Source organism: Virgibacillus profundi (genome assembly GCF_002287375.1).
Taxonomy (GTDB): domain Bacteria; phylum Bacillota; class Bacilli; order Bacillales; family Amphibacillaceae; genus Virgibacillus_K; species Virgibacillus_K profundi.
In genome coordinates this window covers 284,112-303,158 of the sequence record NZ_NPOA01000001.1, presented here as the reverse complement: position 1 = coordinate 303,158, position 19,047 = coordinate 284,112, and the positions used below count along the sequence as shown (strand labels likewise).

At 37.4% G+C, this 19,047-nt stretch carries 10 protein-coding genes and 1 pseudogene; 5 read left to right on the top strand and 6 right to left on the bottom strand.

Annotated features, from left to right (window positions below; translation table 11 throughout):
* Nucleotides 1-26: 26 nt before the first annotated feature.
* From CIL05_RS01165 to CIL05_RS01155, 3 genes are all read left to right on the top strand, one after another.
* A complete protein-coding gene (locus CIL05_RS01165) occupies nt 27-3,950 on the top strand; it encodes a cell wall-binding repeat-containing protein (RefSeq protein ID WP_439144818.1) in 3,924 nt (1,307 codons plus the stop codon).
* Nucleotides 3,951-4,081: 131 nt separating this feature from the next.
* Nucleotides 4,082-4,600 carry a BsuPI-related putative proteinase inhibitor gene (locus CIL05_RS01160; RefSeq protein ID WP_165769014.1) on the top strand — a complete coding sequence of 173 codons (519 nt, stop codon included), beginning with the start codon at nt 4,082-4,084 and terminating at the stop codon, nt 4,598-4,600.
* A 156-nt stretch (nt 4,601-4,756) separates the two neighbouring features.
* Nucleotides 4,757-9,370 carry a cell wall-binding repeat-containing protein gene (locus tag CIL05_RS01155; protein WP_240510077.1) on the top strand — a complete coding sequence of 1,538 codons (4,614 nt, stop codon included), beginning with the start codon at nt 4,757-4,759 and terminating at the stop codon, nt 9,368-9,370.
* 117 nt (nt 9,371-9,487) lie between these two features.
* On the opposite strand, the gene CIL05_RS01150 is transcribed toward CIL05_RS01155, so the two are convergent.
* The 6 genes and pseudogenes from CIL05_RS01150 to tagD form a co-directional block, all read right to left on the bottom strand.
* Nucleotides 9,488-10,495 (bottom strand): LCP family protein, encoded by a 1,008-nt coding sequence (locus tag CIL05_RS01150; RefSeq protein WP_095653661.1) that lies wholly within the window; start codon nt 10,493-10,495, stop codon nt 9,488-9,490.
* 563 nt (nt 10,496-11,058) lie between these two features.
* Nucleotides 11,059-11,328 carry an SH3-like domain-containing protein gene (locus CIL05_RS22535; RefSeq protein ID WP_240510087.1) on the bottom strand — a complete coding sequence of 90 codons (270 nt, stop codon included), beginning with the start codon at nt 11,326-11,328 and terminating at the stop codon, nt 11,059-11,061.
* Nucleotides 11,329-11,601: 273 nt separating this feature from the next.
* A pseudogene (gene tagH / locus CIL05_RS22530) lies at nt 11,602-12,372 on the bottom strand (teichoic acids export ABC transporter ATP-binding subunit TagH); the annotation flags it as partial.
* Between the two features lie 15 nt (nt 12,373-12,387).
* The gene (locus tag CIL05_RS01140; protein WP_095653660.1) at nt 12,388-13,209 is read right to left on the bottom strand and encodes an ABC transporter permease; all 822 of its coding nucleotides are present in this window, start codon (nt 13,207-13,209) and stop codon (nt 12,388-12,390) included.
* A 601-nt stretch (nt 13,210-13,810) separates the two neighbouring features.
* Nucleotides 13,811-14,986, bottom strand: a complete 1,176-nt coding sequence (locus CIL05_RS01135) for a CDP-glycerol glycerophosphotransferase family protein (protein ID WP_095653659.1) — start codon at nt 14,984-14,986, stop codon at nt 13,811-13,813.
* On the bottom strand, nt 14,979-15,377 hold the full coding sequence (tagD, locus tag CIL05_RS01130) for a glycerol-3-phosphate cytidylyltransferase (RefSeq protein ID WP_095653658.1): 399 nt from the start codon (nt 15,375-15,377) through the stop codon (nt 14,979-14,981). The genes CIL05_RS01135 and tagD overlap by 8 nt, the downstream gene beginning before the upstream one ends.
* Nucleotides 15,378-15,663: 286 nt before the next feature.
* Between tagD and CIL05_RS01125 the strand changes: the two genes are divergently transcribed.
* Together CIL05_RS01125 and CIL05_RS01120 are read left to right on the top strand one after the other, a co-directional pair.
* On the top strand, nt 15,664-17,772 hold the full coding sequence (locus CIL05_RS01125; protein WP_095653657.1) for a CDP-glycerol glycerophosphotransferase family protein: 2,109 nt from the start codon (nt 15,664-15,666) through the stop codon (nt 17,770-17,772).
* 328 nt (nt 17,773-18,100) lie between these two features.
* Nucleotides 18,101-18,844, top strand: coding sequence for a WecB/TagA/CpsF family glycosyltransferase (locus tag CIL05_RS01120; protein WP_095654049.1), 744 nt, complete (start codon nt 18,101-18,103; stop codon nt 18,842-18,844).
* The last annotated feature ends 203 nt before the right edge of the window (nt 18,845-19,047 follow it).

The window sequence follows — 19,047 nt, the reverse complement described above, 5'->3', positions numbered from 1 at the left end:
TAAGGTTTTTTAGTATAGTAACATCAATGCTATTGCTATTTTCATTAGTAGCACCTGGACTTGTTAACGCAAATGATGTATCGGGTCGTGTCTTAAATGAATTGAATAACGAAACAGAAAGTAAATTGAGTGAACGATTACAAGATCAATTTAATGATGAAGAAAAGATAACGTTCTTAATTAAATTTAAAGAAAAAGCAGATACCCAAAAAGTAGTAAAAGATGTAAGAGAAGATGCGAAAAAAGCGGAACTAACTGCCCAAAAAGCAGAGTTTGTTCAACGTTCTGCTGTAGTATCTGAATTAAAAGCAACAGCTAATAAAGCACAGCAGAATGTATTGGAGTATCTTGAAGAAGAAGTGGATAAAGGCAATGCAGAAGCTATTAAATCCTATTTTATTGTTAATGGAATAGCAGTTACGGCAACGAAAGAGGTTGCCAAAAGTATTACGGCATTTGATGAGGTGGAAAAAATTCTGCCAAATGAAACAAGCAAATTATATACTTCAGTAAAAAAAGATATGCCACAAAAACCGGCAGCAGATTCTGCTAATGCGGAATGGAACATTGAGCGGGTCAAGGCACCTCAGGTTTGGGATATGGGGATTGATGGTACCGGTACAGTCGTAGCTAGTATTGATACGGGTGTCCAATGGGATCATCCCGCATTAAAGGAAAAGTATCGTGGCTATGATAAAACGACCGGCGATGTTGACCATGATTTTAATTGGTACGATGCTACAGCAGGTGAGGTTGAGCCATATGATGACCAGGGACATGGAACACATACAGTTGGAACAATGCTTGGGAGTGAAACCGACGGGCCAAATAAGATTGGTGTAGCACCTGGTGCCAAGTGGATTGCTGTTAAAGCTTTCACTGAAGACGGTGGAACTGATGTAGACCTGCTGGAAGCTGCAGAATGGATTTTAGCCCCAACAGATGAAGAAGGTAATACCCGTATAGATTTGGCGCCAGATGTAGTTAACAATTCCTGGGGTGGTGGACCTGGACTTGATGAATGGTACCGGGATGTCGTAATAGCATGGAGAAATGCTGATGTCTTACCGGTGTTCTCTGCAGGGAATATAGGAAATGGAAACCCGGGTGGACCTGAATCGATTGTCTCACCAGCAAATTATCCAGAATCATTTGCAGTTGGTGCGACAGATATTGTTGATCAAGTTGCAAGATTTTCTTTACGTGGACCTTCGCCGTATGGTGAAGTAAAACCAGATGTGACAGCACCAGGTCAAGTTATTCGCTCATCCATACCAGGAAATGGATATGCTGAGAATAGTGGAACATCAATGGCAGGACCAGCGGTTTCGGGTGTGGCAGCATTAGTACATTCTATTAACACAGAATTATCTGTTGATGAACTGGAAGATATTTTATTATCAACAACGAAACCATTAACAGATGATGAATATCCAGAGAGTCCGAATAATGGCTATGGCTATGGATTAGTTGATGCATTGAACGCAGTAGCAGCTGTAGATGAAGGTGTTGGAACAATAGAAGGTAAAGTAGTACAGGAAGTAAAAGAATCTGAAATCCCATTAAGTGCAAGTATAAGTATACTGGATCGTGGAAGGTCAGTAAACACAGATCCTTCAGATGGATCCTACTCAATAAATTATGCAGCGGGGGAATACACCGTGCAAGCAGAAGCTTATGGGTATCAAGCGGTGCAGCGATTAGTGAATATTGAAGAACACGAAACAGTTCAAGCTGATTTCCCGTTGAAAGAAATCCCACAAAGAACAATCAGTGGGACGGTTACAAATGAATCGGGTGAAGCTATTGAAGGAGCTGCATTATTACTCGTGGAAGACGCCAATATTACACCTGTCACAACCGATCAAAATGGTCATTATGAGTTATCTGCCTATGAAGGAACATATAAATTAAAAGTAACTGCACATGGTTATTACACTGCAGATATTCCAATTAAAATTGATGAAGCTACTTCAGATATAGATGTGGAACTAGAACCTTTTTACAGTTATCCCGGCGGTGAAATTGGCTATGATGATGGGACTGGTGAAGGTGGGAGTTGGTTCCTTGAAGCAGGTAGCGGCTGGGGAGTAAAAATGTCACTAGCTGAAGGTGAAGAAATAGCTAAAGTGACTGGGGGCAAATTCTTATTTTCAGAACGTGGTGGTGATAAATTCCAAGTTGCAGTATATGACGCTACAGGACTTGACGGAGCCCCGGGAAATAAACTTGCCGGGCCGATCGACGCGACTGCAATAAAAAATGACGAATGGACAACAGTTGATTTGGGTGATGAGGGGATATTCGTTAATGATGATTTTTATATTGTTTATATCCAAACAGAGGATAGGCAAAATACACCAAGGCTGGAACAGGATAAAAATGGGCCTTTTACAGAACGCAGCTGGGAAATGTACCACGGTTATTGGTACCAGCTTGAATCTAATTTTCTTACTGGAAACAAAATGATTCGAGCACTAGTTGATTATGAGGTAAATGAACCGGCTATTACATCACCAAAGCATGATGAAATAACGAATGACAGTACTATTACTGTTGAAGGTACTGCATCACCTACAACAACGATTGAGTTGATGAATAACAGTGAAAAAGTAGGTGCAGCCGAAGTTGGTGATGATGGCAAATTTGCAATTACAATGGAATTGACAGAAGGTAAAAATGAGATAACAGCCTTATCAACATTAGATGGAAAAGTTACAGGCAGCTCAGATCCGGTTATTGTAACATTTATTGCAGAGAAACCTGTTATTGAAAATTTACAACCATTGACAGATCAATATGTACGAGTAGGTGACGAAGTAGATATATCTTTCCAAAGTAATGTCATTGGAGGAGAAGCAAACTTTATCGTAAAATTCCCGAATCAGAGTTCTACACAATCTACTTCCAACAATATGGAAGAAGTGCAAACCGGGGTTTATAAAGGTACATGGACAGTACCGACAAATGTAGACCTGCAAAATGTAACCATTGAAGTGGAACTTACAGATAGTACCGGCAATAGAGTTACAGAAGAAGCACCGGGAAAACTATTTATATCTTCAGAGCAATTGGATCGTATTTCAGGTGAAATGAGGTATGATACGGCAATTGAAATCAGTCAGGAAGGATGGGAGACTTCTGATACAGTTATCCTGTCACGTGGTTTGGAATTTGCCGATGCACTTGCAGGTGTGCCATTAGCACATAAACTGGATGCGCCGATCCTGCTCACACCTAATGATGACCTTAGGGACAACACCTTAGAAGAGATTGAGCGTTTAGGTGCAGGTGAAGTAATTATCTTAGGTGGAACCGGGGCAATAAGTGAAAATGTTGTAGAAGAGCTTGAGGAGGCAGACCTGGATGTACGACGTATTGCCGGGGGAACCAGATTTGAAACGGCAGCATTGATTGCTTCAGAGGTATCGCCGGATGGGGCAGAAGAAGTAGTCGTAGTAAATGGAATGGACTTCCCTGACGCTTTATCTGTAGCGTCACATGCAGCGAAAGAAGGCCTGCCAATTCTATTAACTAAATCAGAGTCATTACCACAAGTAACGGAAGCAGCAATCAGTGATCTTAATGCCGGTAAAACAATTGTCGTTGGTGGAACGATGGTAGTATCCGATGAAATCTTAGAACAGCTACCGGATGCTGATAGATTAAGAGGAGCAGACCGCTATGAAACCAATGTGGAAGTTGCGAAACACTTTGGTGTGGAAAATAAGCATATGTATGTAGCAACAGGAAAACTGTATGCCGATGCATTAACAGGCGCAGTACTTGCGGCTAAGAATGATAGTGCTATTTTACTCGTAAGTGATGAGGTTCCTAAAGGAGTATCAGAATTTATGACAGAAAATGACGCAAATCGAATAACTATTTTCGGTGGAGAGGGTGCTGTAAGTAATAATGTGGCAGATATGTTAGAAAAAATAATTAAATAGTAAATTAAGACTGTAGAACTCAGCTTTTAGCAAAGTTGAGTTCTTTGTATTATCAATTTTTTTAATTTATAGTATTTATAAGAAAGGGGAATAATTTGAAGATATAAAAAATGTTTAATGAGGTGAAGATCATGAAAAAGCTCGGACTAATCATTGTAATCTTATTAATTGCAGGTTTAGGAACTCTCCTTTTTTTGTCAAATCAAGAGAGTGAAAATGATCAGGAACGAAATAATGAGACAAATGAAGAAAGTGAAGAAGTAAATGAAGAGCCGAAAGAGGAGGATGATAATGTGGAGGAGAAAGATCTAACGTTTTCTTTAGAAGAAGTTAATTCAGGCAATTCGAGTAAGGAATTTAATTATATCGTAAAAAATGAAGGGGCAGACGAAGTAGAATTATCATTTAATACAAGTCAAAGATATGAATATGAATTAAGTAGTAAAGAAGAAGGAGTAATTAAACGATATTCTGATGGAAAGGCATTTATGCAAGTATTGAAAGATATTAAACTGGCACCGGGTGAAGAGCTAAGTTATGATATTTCCCTTTCGTCTTTAAATGCTGGCGAATATACTTTACGAGTCTTCTTAACAGCTCGTGACATGAGTAAATCAGAAAAAACTATTTCATTTAAAATAGATGAGTAAAAATTCCTATAATTGATTGACTATTACTTTTTTTACCAATATAATATAATTGTAATAATTTTGTAAAATATTGAAAAAAAGGAGGGAATGATTTTACATTTTTCCTCTACTAGATTACTAGTTAGAGGAATCAATAGAAAAAGGGAGGAATATGGATTGAGGATTAAAAAAGCTTTTGTCTTACTAGCAGCATTTCTGTTAGTGTTCTCAAATTTCGGGATGGTATTTGCTGCTCCTAATCTAGATGGACCAGCTAACATTACGAAAGAAGTAACAAAAAACAACAAAATTAGTAAAGAAGATGTGAAAGAAGCAACATATAAAGCAACTGATAAGGTAAGGGTAATTGTTGAGGTTGATGGTGAACCTGCGATTACATACGCAACAAAGCAAGGAAAGAAATTCAGTGAATTAGAAGAGTCTAAACAGACAGAATTACAAAAAAATGTTTTAAATTCCCAACAACAAGTGAAAGAACAACTTAACAGCAGTAAAGTAAACATGGATTTTAAAGAAAACTTTACTACTGTATTCAATGGGTTTAGTGGAATTGTTGAATTTGGAGAAATCAAAAATATCGAAAAGTTATCCGGTGTTACAAAAGTAACGGTAACGAACGAGTATGAACGTCCGGAAGCAGAGCCCGATATGAAATACAGTAAAGAAATAGTTGAGGCTCAAAGAGTATGGGATGATTATGGTTTAAATGGTGAGGGAATGATCGTTGGTATCATTGATACTGGTATTGACCCAAGTCACCAGGACATGGTTTTAACAAATGAAGAGGAAGCTTCATTATCAGAGGAAGGAATTGAAGCAGCTATACTTGAAAATGACCTTCCAGGGCAATTCCATACAGCGAAAGTTCCTTATGGCTATAACTATATGGATGAGACCCAGGAAATCCTTGATCTTGGACCAGATGCTTCATATCATGGTATGCACGTTGCAGGTACAGTGGGTGCAAATGGTGATGAAGAAAATGGCGGGATTAAAGGGGTAGCTCCAGAAGCACAACTTTTAGCACTAAAAGTATTTGGTAATGATCCGGAAATGGCTTCTACATGGGGTGATATTTATATCAAGGCAATTGATGATGCGATCATTCTGGGTGCTGATGTGCTAAACATGAGTTTAGGTTCTACGGCAGCATTTGTTAATGAAGAAGACCCTGAACAGCAGGCAGTTGAGAGAGCAGTAGAAAATGGTGTATTAATGTCCATTTCTGCCGGTAACTCTGCACATTTCGGGAATGGATTCTTTAATCCATATGCATCAAACCCTGATATTGGTGTTGTAGGTGCCCCGGGGATTTCATATGACTCCCTTCAGGTTGCATCTTTAGAAAATAGCTTCATGGATATGGATGCAGTGACATATAACTTTGGTGACGAAGAAGGACTGGCGCCTTTTATGTCGGCAAGTGAAGTTCATCCAAATGATATTGAAGCTGGTGCCTATGAGATTGAATTTGTAGGTATTGGTGATGCGGAAGGTTTTGCAGGGAAAGATCTGACAGGGAAATTTGCTTTTGCAGTTAGAGGTAATTCATTTACTGATACTGCGTTCAATGCAATGGAGGCAAATGCAGAGGGTGTTATAGTTTATAACCATTCAGACGGTTGGGTAAACATGGCATCTGATCCGGCTATCGATATACCACAGTTATTTATGTTGAAATCAGATGGTGACTTATTAAAAGAAAAGTTGGATGCAGGTGAAACAGTATCCCTTTCATTCAATGGTGACAATGTTACAACTGCGAATCCACTTGCAGATACAATGTCAGCTTTCAGTTCATGGGGTTTAACTCCAAACCTTGATTTCAAACCTGAGATTACAGCTCCAGGTGGAAATATTTTATCGACACTTCAAGATGATCAATATGGAACAATGAGTGGTACATCAATGGCTGCTCCACATGTATCAGGTGGTTCTGCACTAGTACTGCAGCGTGTTGATGAAGCGTTTGATTTAAATGGTAAAGACCGTGTTGAAATGGCTAAGAATATTTTATTGAATACTTCTGCACCAGTTGTAGATAAAGGGGCAGCTCAGTCAGCGTTAGAGCAGGAAAATCCATATTCTCCTCGTCGTCAGGGTGCTGGAATTATGCAACTACATGGAGCAATAAGCACGCCTGTAGTAGTGACAGAAACAAATACTGGCGAAGCTAAAGTAGCTCTAAAAGAAGTAAATGATCAAATTAGCTTTACACTTGAAGCAACAAACTACAGCGATGAAGCAGTAACATATGATGTCGATGCAAACATACAAACTGATTTTGCTTTTTACGGTTTAATTGGGAATGCGCAATTAACTGGTGCTCTTGATGAACTTGAAGCACAAGAACTAATTGACGCTGTTGTAACACTAAATGATGGAGAAACAGCTGTTGAAGTTCCAGCAAACGGTTCAGCAACAATTGATGTTGAAATTGATTTAACAGAAGCAAAAGTACTAAATGAGGATGGATCTGGTTTTACATCACCAGAAGAAATCTTCCCTAATGGTTATTTTGTAGAAGGTTTCGTTACACTATCAAATGAAGCACTGCCGGAGCTTTCTGTTCCATATGTTGGTTTCAATGGTGACTGGAACGAAGCACCAGTACTAGACGAATTAGCATATGATGGAAATGATTCATTCTATGAGCAGGCGGGAGTATTATCTGATGGTGGAGATGGAAGCTATTACTACTTAGGCTACGATCCATTTACAGATACAAATAATACTTCTGATATCGCTATTTCACCAAATGGTGATGGTGAAAATGATGAGATTATTCCACTTTTATCATTTTTGCGTAATGCGAAATTAGTAGAATACAATGTACTCGATGAAGACAAGAATCTGGTACGTACGATTAAATCAGAGAATAATGTTAGAAAAAATTACTTTGATGGTGGTTTAGGCGCAATGTATTATATAAATCCCGCTAATGGTTGGGATGGCACAGTGAAAAATGAAGTTGTTGCTGACGGTCAATATTACTTTGAAGTTGCAACAACAATTGACTATCCGGACAAAGAAGCTCAAACACTTGAAATTCCTGTTAAGGTCGATACAGTTGCTCCGGTAGTAGTTGCTGGTATAGACGGAACAGAATTAACAATCACTGGTTCAGATGAAACTTCAGGTTTATCTTATTACGAGGTCTTACTAAATGGGGACCCATTAGGACTGGTAGAACCAAGTGAAGAAGCTGTAACAAAATATGATTTAGGTAATGAGTTTTCTGAAAAAGGTGAAGTAACTGTAAAAGCAGTTGATAATGCAGGGAATACTGCCAATCATGTAGTTGGCGATGAGGAAGCACCGATTATTAGTGTATTTACACCAGAAACCTTTAGTATTGTTTCTGAAAGCGAAGTATATGTTTTAGGAACTGTGACGGACGATACAGAGATCGTAGAGGTTACAGTTGAGGGCCAAGAAGCTGTGGTGACAAATATAGGTGGGGGAACATACATCTTTGAAGCAGAAGTAGAATTTGAAGATGGTGCAAACCCGATTAGAATTACAGCAACTGATATTAATGGAAATGTAGCAGCACAATCAAACAGTCGTACTATTTTTGTTGATACAACTTCTCCTCAATTAGAAGTGGACGTACCAGCGTATGTAAACCATGAAATTACGTCAGTTAGCCTTACTGCACAACTAGCAGATAATGCTGAAGAGTTAAGATTACTAGTTGATGGCAGTGAAGTATATTACAATGAAATGCCTGGATATGAAATGGTACCTTTCAGTGATGAAGTATCCACTAGTGTATCACTTGAACCAGGAAACAATGTGATTAATTTAGAATTAACTGATCTGGCAGGAAATAAGACAACTAAGGAAGTTAATGTATATCGGGCTTCATCTGCAAACGAAGATCGTATTCCAAGATTAAAAGGTGATGACCGCTATGCAACTGCCGTAGAAATAAGTCAAGAAGGATGGGAAACATCTGATGTTGTTGTATTGGCACGTGGGGATAACTATGCGGATGCTTTAGCCGGCATTCCTTTAGCTAAGAAGTATGATTCTCCGCTATTGCTTACAAAATCAGAACAATTATCAGAAGCTACTAAGGCTGAAATTGATCGCTTAGATGCGGAAACAGTATACATCCTTGGTGGAACAGCTGCTATAAATGAAAATGTAGAAGCAGAACTCAAAAACCAAGGACTGGCAGTTGAGCGTATATCTGGTAAAACACGGTATGAAACAGCAGTAGATATTGCAAATGAAGTGGTAGAAAACGGATCAAGTAACGAAGTTGTTCTTGTTAATGGGATGAACTTCCCTGATGCATTATCTGTTGCTTCATATGCTGCAGCAGAAGGACTACCAATTTTATTAACTGATGATGAAAGTGTTCCAGGTGCAACTAAGCAAGCATTATATGATTTAGATGTATCCAAAACATTAGTTATTGGTGGAACGGTAGCTATTTCGGATGAAGTGTTTAATAGTGTACCAAATGCATTGCGAATAAAAGGTTCAGATAGATATGCAACAGCAGTGGCAGTGGCTGATTACTTTAATGTTGATACGAATGAGTATTATATAGCTACTGGTACAAATTATGCTGACGCATTATCCAGTGCAGCATTAGCCGCAAAAACAGAAACAGGAATCTTACTTGTAGGAAACAATGTTTCTGAGGATGTTTCAGAGTTTATTTCTGAAAAGGATCTTGACTTTTTAACTGTAATCGGTGGAACAGTTGCAGTGAGTGATCAAGTAATTGATGAACTTGCTAAATTACTAAGATAATCTGCTGACAGTGAAGTTAAGTATTATACAAAAAGGGAATTTCTAAAAGAAATTCCCTTTTTGTTGTTGAATAATCGTAATAAAGCCCTTTACCTCATAATGGTAAAGGGCTTTTGCTTATTCACTTCTCACTGAACCTTTATACTCTAAATGCTCCTTCAAAGTTTGCTTCGTCTCAGCAAGTGAAGCTTCATCCAGCTGCCAGTAATATGTTCCTTCAGGCTGGTAATCATGTCCTTCGAGTGTAAGTGTATTAATCTCGAGGTTACCTTTGGTTCCATAGGATATAAAGCTCTTCATTTCATCAAATGTCATATTCGTTGTCATATTGTCACCGACAGCTTCAATGATATTGTCATATTTTAAAACAGAGCCTAATGAAATTGATTTTTTTAGAACAGCTTTGATGATATCCTGCTGTCTTTTTCCACGTTCAATATCATTATCGAACTTCCTCGTTCTCGCCAGTGCAAGGGCTTCTTCGCCATTTAGCTCCTGTTCGCCTGGAAGCAAGTGGATTGCACCTTTTGTATCACTGGAATCCTGTTCACTTAATTCATACGGTACATCAACGGTAATCCCATTTACTGCATCGACCACATCGATAAATGCATCGAAATTGACTTTCACATAATAGTCGACAGGTATATCCAATAAGTTTTCTACAGTTTCAACCGAAGCTTTCGGACCGCCATATGCATGGGCATGGTTGATTTTTGTTTCATAACCTACTTCTGGAATATAAACGAGCGAGTCTCGTGGGATACTTACTAAATTCACACTTTTGTCTTCAACATTCATTGTAGCTAGCATCAGTGTGTCAGAACGCGCGGAACCTTCATTGTCACGCTTTTCACTTTCATCGACACCAATAATTAGGACGGATACATGATCTTCAGCTGGATCAACGGCTTGTTCTCTTAATTCCGACTTTTCTCTGCCATCATCTTTATAGGAATCAGAGAATACAGAGTCAGCTTTGATATATAGGTATGTTGCATATGATATTACAGATAGGAATGCAATCAGGAAAAATACCAATAAAAAGTAAGCTCTCTTCCTTAATTTACGCTTTTTCTTTCTGCGTACCATCCGTGTTTGTGTTGTCTTCTGTTTGTCAGACATCGTAATTCCCCTTTTGTATCATTGGTTCAATTCATAAGCTTTCTTCGTACGATACTATGCGTTCATGTTTAGTTAATTGACTGTTTGTTTTACGTTTGACATTATTTTACGCTATGCTACATAATTCACGTGCTTTCGTCATGCTATTACAAACCAATCTTCATTTTACTATGAATACGTGTATCCGTAAACTACTATTTGATTACAGTTTTGTAAGAAATTATTTCTCCTGTAATATATATAGACGTTTGAAAAAGGAAAAGGATTCACATTGAACAAAAGTGCAAGCGCCCGTTAAGCGACGTATGGACTGGACTGAGCCGTAGGAGATAAAGGAAACACGGTGAGCTAAAAGCGAACCGATGTTGACTTATCGTACGGAGGTGAAGGAAGTCCACTAGTCGCTGGGCGCTGGAGCTGGACGTGGCTTACCTTGTCGTTAACTTAATAAAGCCAAAATTTTTATACTTTCCTATAACTTAAAAAAAGTGCTGCAACTCAAGAACGATATCCTTTGAATTGCAGCCTTCCCTGATTAATGTAGCTGAAAATTTTTATTTCTGCTATTTATTTTCCCTTTGTGTTACGTACTTGCTATTAATCCACATCTCTTTATCATTTAATTTTCCTCTATACCAGATATTTCTGCCGACTTTTTCAGTTTTGTTCACAGGAAACTCCTTGTTTTTATATGGCTTCAGGTCACCATAAACAATGTTGTTTTTTCCACCCCAGGGACGGGAAAAACCTGATCCTTCTCCGTTGAGATATAAAGATTTAGGGTCTTCATCAATTTCTACATTTTGGTGAATGGATAAGTCAGTGGATTTCATCCAACCAATGACATCCTTCTCTGCGCTGGGACTTTCACTAAGCAAATAAAATGTTTCCTCACGATACGTAATTTGTCTTTTTATATAGTAGACATTATGTTTAAATGACTCGGAAGGCTTTCCGGACTCCTGGTCTACGGGTGATGAATAGATATAAGATTTACCTGCTTTTAAATGACCGAGCAGGCTTGTTAATTGCTCTTGCTGTTCGCTACTGTCGCTTGATTCTTTTTTATTCGGCTTATTCAAAAAGTCGCTGCCAGTCCCACCAGCCAATATATTATTTTTATATTGCTCACGTTCTTTTTTGGACAGCTTTTCCCACATCGCTAAAAAGGCTTCATAGTGTGGTATTACTTCGTCAACCGATCCGAATTCTTTTACCCTGCCAAACTCAAGCCATAAAATTTTTCCACAGAATTTTTTCATTTGTCCAATGGAATGACTTACAAAAATCATGGTCTTTCCTTTATCCTTGAATTCCATCATCTTATCAAAGCTTTTTCCGGCAAATGCCTTGTCTCCAACAGATAATGCTTCATCAATAATTAAAATATCAGGGTCTACATTGACCGAGATAGCAAAACCTAATCTTGATTTCATCCCACTGGAATAGGACTTTACCGGCTGATCAATAAAATTTTCAAGTTCGGAAAACTCAATGATACGAGGCTCCAGTTCTTTAATTTCTTCTTTATTAAATCCGAGCATCAACAGTTTTAATTCAATATTATCACGCCCGGTTAAATCGCCTTTTAATCCTGAAGCAACTGCGATCAAGGCAGCTTGTCCATTTATTTGGACTTTCCCTGAGGTTTCGGGAACAATACCTGCAACTATATTGGATAATGTTGACTTTCCAGAGCCATTAATACCTACAAAGCCAATGACATCCCCTTTATCCGCTTCAAAACTAACATCGGTTAAGGCGAAAAAATCCTTCCCATAGCTTTTAGGTGTAAGCAGATCCAATAGACGTTCTTTGCCGCCATTGTACAGCTTATATTTTTTTGAAATATTACTGGCGATAATCGCTTTTTCCATCATTCTCACAAGCCTTTACAAGTAATCAATAAAATGTCTTCGGAATTTAACATGGAGCATGGAACCAAACAGGAATAATACAATCACAATGCCCCAAAAAATCAATGTATACTCCCAGTGCGTTATAAAATGCCACTCTGTACCAAATAAAGCTGATCGATATCCTTCAATTAAATAATATAATGGATTCAGTTTTATCAGATTCATTATGATCGGAAAACCTGCCAAAAGTGTTATTGGCCATAATACACCTGATAAATACAGCATCATCCGCAATGTTGAATTGAGTAGCATGTGCACATCTCTTATGATTGTGGATAGTGTTGACGTAATAAGTGATATAGCAAATAGCAGACACAATGTTGCAAAGATATAATAGATGAGTTGCAAATAATATATGGAAATGGAATAACCGATAAATTGCAAAATTATCATCGATATACCCAGCATAAATAAATGAACATAGAACTGTGAAAATATCACATAACTAGGTATGATACTCATCGGAAAATTCATTTTTGATAGCATTCTTAGCCTGGAATAAATGGATTTTGATCCTTGTATCGTGGATTGATAAAAGAAAATCCACAAAAAGAATGCAGCCAATAGCCAGCTGAAAAACTGTATTTCTTCTCCGTCTACCATTATTGGGTTCCGCTCACGGAGTGTCCCAAACACAAACCAGTAAATAAGGATTTGTATTGCTGGATTAATAATCTCCCATGCCATACCCAAATAATTATTTTTATTTTTACTTTTTAATTCATACAACGAAAGTCTCCGAATTAAGTAAAAGTGTTCAATTTGCTCTTTAATAACCGTAATTGCAGATTTCATTAGTGTATCCTTTCAGATCTATATACATAATTTCATGTTAATAAATTATACAAGTTAAAGATATAAAAGACAATAATCCTAGCGATTTGCGTTTAAAACTAATATAAAAAAGGCTTGAATCATACAGTAGTAGATGTAACAGTGACAATTCTTTTGCAAACATTGGTTGAGAGCAAGGATTCGCTCCGGAAATATACTTCGCTGGTAATGTGCCTTCAACTTCAAAAAAGTGTTGTACATCCTGGTTGAATCAAACATTTGCTATCCACTTTTGTGGCGGTTGTTTGGAGCGGAGGACCGTTGACTCCTGCGGGAACAGCACGTGTCTGAAGACCCCACAGCGGTGGTCTTCCGCGAGGAGGCTGAAGCCGTGCCCGCGGAAAGCAACGGTCCGCAGCGGAAAACAACCTAGTACATACTTCGTCTTTTATAAACTGTATTTATGAAAAAGCAACAATTTTTTCAATGGGTCTAGCAGTGCACTCTCCCCAATATTCACTGTGGGGAGAGTAACCGCATTTCCAACCTTTTGGATAACAGCCAATAAGAAAAAAACTGCCTCATTTAGTGTCACCAATCTGCACATTTTGAGACAGTCTTTTTATACAGGAACTTTTTCCTTTTCTTCGATTCCAAGCAATAGTTTTGCCAATTTTAAACTTGCGTTACCATCGGAATAATCATTCCATTTTGTAGCAAAAGCCTGGATTTGATTTTTGTCAAAAACTTTCTGTTTAATGGCACGAATAATTGCTTCAGTTGAAAATACGACTGGTCCTGGCATTTGATTTTCATAATCCGGCATTAAACCACTTTTAATCTTGTATTCTTCCATATCATAAGCAAAGAAAATCATCGGTTTTTCAAGTACTGCAAACTCAAATGGAATGGATGAATAATCGGTAATTAATAAATCAACAGCTAGCAATAAGGAATTTGTATCTTTCACATAGGATACATCGATTGCAAAGTCTTGATATGCATCACTTAGCGTGTAATTAACGGCCGGATGTGCTTTAACAAACAGCACATATTCATCAGATAACTGCTCATATAGCTGTTTAATATCCAGTTCAAATTCAACATTCGACAATTGCTCGGCTCGAAATGTCGGGGCATAAAGCATGATTTTTTTGCCTTTAATCTGCGGATATTTTTCCGTTAAATCCTGATAGATTCGCTGTCTTTCGTCATTATCAAACAAAATATCCGTCCGTGGTGTTCCTGTACGAATGATTCTATCATCGGTTAAGCCAAAGCTTTCTTTGAAAATAATTGCCATTTCTTCGGAACCAACGACGCAGTAATGGAAGTTATCATATACCCTTTGAAAACGATCCTTGGCTTTTGGGGTTCTGTTTTCAATCGAAGGATCAAGCAAACCGAATTGTTTAATAGCACCGGCTGCATGCCAAAGCTGGATACAGTTTGTACCCTTTTTGAATTCTATGGCTGCTAAAAAGCCAAAATACGTATCTACTAAAATAGTAGATGCTGTTGCGAGATGATAAATAGATTGTAGATAAGCAATTGGATGTCTTATATTAAATTGGATGATATTACCTATTGATGGATCAAATTCATATTTGCAAGAGCTATTTTTTAAGATGATAATCTCTTCGTTTGAATGCTCCTTTAAAGCGCAAACTGTATAAAAAATATTATCCCCAAATGAAGCAACACCAACTGTTTTCTTCTTTTGGGGAAATAGTTTAAAAGTATTAAAGAGTATGCGGAAAGCAAAAAGGTAGAGAGAAATTCCAAATTCTCTAGCCATTATTTGCTTTAGTCAAATCTGTTTTAATTTTCGTAGTTGATATCCCGACAGTTCGAGGTAAATAAACAACGTCACAATGGTCTTTTAAGAAGTCAAATTTACCATTCCAGTCATCTCCCATTACGAAGATATCAACGTTATGCTTCTCTACATCTTCTACCTTTTGTTCCCACGTATACTCTGGAATAACTTCATCTACATAACGAATCGCTTCAAGTATTAACTTTCGTTGTTCAAACGTATAATAAGCTTCTTTCCCTTTAAGTGCGTTGAACTCATCTGCTGATATAGCAACAATTAAATAGTCACCGTATTCTCTGGCACGGCGTAATAAATTTATATGTCCAGTATGGAGCAAGTCAAATGTTCCATATGTGATTACTTTTTTCATAGTGTTTCTCCTCCAATATCAAATGAAATGCATCTACTTCTTGATGTTAATTCCACTTATCATTATAATACCACAACTTTACACAGAGTTAACATTAAGTTAACAAATTATTAATAATTTAGTCGAAAATATGAAATGAAACGATTTTAACTTTTATTTCCAAGACGAAAAATTGTATACTAATACGTAAATACTATTATTGGTGTTGGAAAACAACGCATTTAATGTTACGTTATGTGAAATAATTAGTAAATAGTAGGTTACTGGAAAACAGAGAGGTGCAGCAATGAATGCTTTGAAAAATAAAAAAATAGTGGATATGACGCTTGATGGAGATACATATTTGCTTGATATAGCTATTAGCAAATCCTTTGTGGACGAATGGGAAAATTACTATTTTGCAATGTATCAGCGCAGTACAGATAATTATAAAATCATTCCATATATATTAAAAGAAGAAACAGATTCGTATTTTATTTTTCATTTAGAAGTTTCGTTTCCTGAATACCAGGCTTTCCTAACAGAAGTTGAAATAGTTGATTTGTCGATTATAAGGCAGCGTGATGATGAAGAGAAACGATCCAGGATTAAAAGTAACTATGATTACATTGAATTTCTCAAATTGGAACTGGATGAATCCCATATATTTTACCCTTCTACCACAGGGCAGGGGAATTTAAGCTTTTATTTTAGAGAAGTATTTTTATTTGCAAAACTTGAAGAGGTTGCATTAAAGAAAGATGGACTCCTTCAGATGAAAGGGATGTATCATTATAGTGGTTTGCGTTTTGAAGCTATAAAAAATATAGAACTTATAGCCACATCGAATTTGAATGATGAAACAATCCACATACCAGTGCGTCCAATGGTTATTCCGGATTCATATGCAGGATATGTCTGGTTTCATGGAATGAAAGAAAAGGGATTTCAGGCTGAAGTGGATTTAAAGCCATATATGTCACTCGGCAAAGCTCAATTTTTAAAATTTTACTTAAAGATTGAAGCAGAACGTGAAGGTACTCTGGAAGTTCTTGAGAGTACACGAATTAAAGTAAATCATTTAAAACAACAATATCCGCTAATAAGGAAGCTGAAGTCAGGTTCAAACAAGGTTAAAATAACGGCTAAACCAACGAAGAAATCAAAATATTTTTCCCTGAAAGTTGCTGAGTATAAGCTGCCGATTGAAATGATCCGCAATGCAAAGAAAAATTGGGTAGCATTACGTCGAAGCAAACAGCTTTTAAAGGTGTACAAGTTAGCTTTTAAAATTCTAGGTTTAATCATGCCTGTCGATAAAAAGTTAGTTATTTTTGAAAGCTTTCATGGGAAGCAGTTTAGTGATAATCCACGTGCTATTTACGAGTATATGAAGCATGAAAAAACAAATTACAAACTAATTTGGAGTGTTGACAGAAGGCATGTAAACTATTTTAATGGCAAAGATGTAACTTACGTTCGTCGTTTCTCCGTAAGTTGGCTGTTATTAATGAGCCGTGCAGGATATTGGGTAACCAATGCAAGGCTGCCACTTTGGATTCCTAAACCAAGACATACAATTTATCTACAAACATGGCATGGTACCCCATTGAAACGTTTGGCTGCAGATATGGAAGAGGTTCATATGCCTGGAACAAACACAACAAAATATAAAAAGAATTTTACCAAAGAGGCGAGTAAATGGGATTATCTCATCTCACCAAATGCCTATTCATCAAAAATATTCAGACGGGCTTTTCAATTTAATCAGGAAATGATCGAATCGGGCTATCCGAGGAATGACTATCTATACAATAGTAATCATCCGGAAGCTGTAAAAAGGTTAAAGCAAGCACTGAATATCCCGGAAAATAAAAAAGTAATATTATATGCGCCAACTTGGCGTGATAATCAATTTTATGGGAAAGGTAAATATAAATTTAATTTAGAGCTGGATTTAAAAAAGTTATATGAGCAATTTGGAAGCACTCATGTTATTGCACTCAGAATGCATTATTTAGTAGCGGAAAACCTGGATATATCTGCATATAAAGGGTTTGTGTATGATTTTTCAACATATGAAGATATTAGAGATCTGTATTTGATTTCCGATGTTCTGATCACCGATTATTCTTCTGTATTCTTTGATTATGCTAACTTAAAAAGACCAATGCTGTTTTTTGTCTATGATATTGAGGAATACCGTGATAATCTTCGAGGCTTCTATTTTGATTTTGAAACAAAAGCACCCGGTCCCTTGGTGAAATCGACAGAGGAGATTGTGCGTGAAATCAAGCAGCTTGAAACGGAAGACTTTCACCCGTCAGCAGTACATGAGGAATTTTATAATCGTTTTTGTTATTTGGAAGACGGAAATGCATCGAAGCGTGTGGTTGATGAGGTATTTAAAGAATGATTTCGTATTGCGTTTTTGGGATAGATAGGAGATCCGGAAGCTTGAGAATAGTGCAGGCTTCCAGGTTGTCTCCGTTGGGATAAGATGGTAGCCTTTATTGTCTTTTCAACTTTTGAATTGTATAATTTAGGAAGTTATAATTGCTTGTCCAAATCAGAAATAAATATTAGAAAACTTGGCGTTCGCCAAGCCTTTGAGCGAATGCTTTAGTTGCACTTATGCAGGAGAAGAAAGTTTATACTTTCTTCTCTGCTAAAAAATGAAGCAATAAAGTGATATATTGATTTTTATGCGCTACTGTTAGAGGTGGCGTGAGAGGTTGTTAAAGATGCCAAATGAATCAAACATTAAAAATCAGGTCTCTATTATGGATATTGATTTTATTAATATGACAAAGAGCGAATTTTTGCATGATCACATTTATCCTCGGCTTAGCAGTGAGGATAAATGTTTTGTTGTGACAGCAAACCCGGAAATCGTCATGCGAACAAGAGATGAAGCCGCCTATAAAGCTATTGTTGAAAAGGCAGATTATGTCGTACCGGATGGTGCCGGTGTCGTAATGGCTTCAAAAATGATTAATAAACCACTCAAAGAGAGAATCCCCGGCTTTGAACTGACGATCAGTTTGCTGGAACATGCTGAAGCTCAAGGGTTATCCTGTTATTTTCTCGGTGCAAAAGAATATGTAATTGAAAAAATGGTGCCGGAAGTTAAAAAGAGATATCCGAATTTGAAAATAGCCGGGCAACAACATGGTTTTTTTGCTTTGGATGATTCTTCGGTTACTGAAGAGATTATTGCAACAAAGCCGGATGTGGTATTTGTCGCACTCGGTTCACCAAGACAGGAAACATGGATCAGCAAATATATTGATCAATTTTCCAAAGGTCTCTTTATAGGAGTCGGCGGCAGCTTTGACGTATTGGCTGGAGAAGTGAAGCGTGCTCCGGATAAATGGATCAAATATAATCTTGAATGGCTGTACAGACTATTGAAGGAGCCCTTTCGCCTGAAAAGATTTTTAAAGTCAATTGAATTTATGATAAGAATGGTTTTGAAAAGGAAGTGATTCTTCGGGATTGCTTCCTTTTTTTGATGGGTTTGTAGGCTTGGTTAGTGTAGTGGGACGAATTGCAGGCTAAAGTGGTGTGGTTATCTGCTAGAGAGTGGGAATATCATCGAGAGCGGGAATATATCTTCCGGAGAGCAAATATATCATCCGGAGCGGGAATATATCTTCCGGAGAGCAAATATATCATCTGGAGCGGGAAT

Coding starts and splice junctions, on each gene's coding strand:
- CIL05_RS01135 (WP_095653659.1), bottom strand. CDS start 14,986: ATGGCTAGAGAATTTGGAATTTCTCTCTACCTTTTTGCTTTCCGCATA.
- CIL05_RS01150 (WP_095653661.1), bottom strand. CDS start 10,495: ATGTCTGACAAACAGAAGACAACACAAACACGGATGGTACGCAGAAAG.
- CIL05_RS22535 (WP_240510087.1), bottom strand. CDS start 11,328: ATGAAATCCACTGACTTATCCATTCACCAAAATGTAGAAATTGATGAA.
- CIL05_RS01120 (WP_095654049.1), top strand. CDS start 18,101: ATGCCAAATGAATCAAACATTAAAAATCAGGTCTCTATTATGGATATT.
- tagD (WP_095653658.1), bottom strand. CDS start 15,377: ATGAAAAAAGTAATCACATATGGAACATTTGACTTGCTCCATACTGGA.
- CIL05_RS01125 (WP_095653657.1), top strand. CDS start 15,664: ATGAATGCTTTGAAAAATAAAAAAATAGTGGATATGACGCTTGATGGA.
- CIL05_RS01160 (WP_165769014.1), top strand. CDS start 4,082: ATGAAAAAGCTCGGACTAATCATTGTAATCTTATTAATTGCAGGTTTA.
- CIL05_RS01140 (WP_095653660.1), bottom strand. CDS start 13,209: ATGAAATCTGCAATTACGGTTATTAAAGAGCAAATTGAACACTTTTAC.
- CIL05_RS01165 (WP_439144818.1), top strand. CDS start 27: ATGCTATTGCTATTTTCATTAGTAGCACCTGGACTTGTTAACGCAAAT.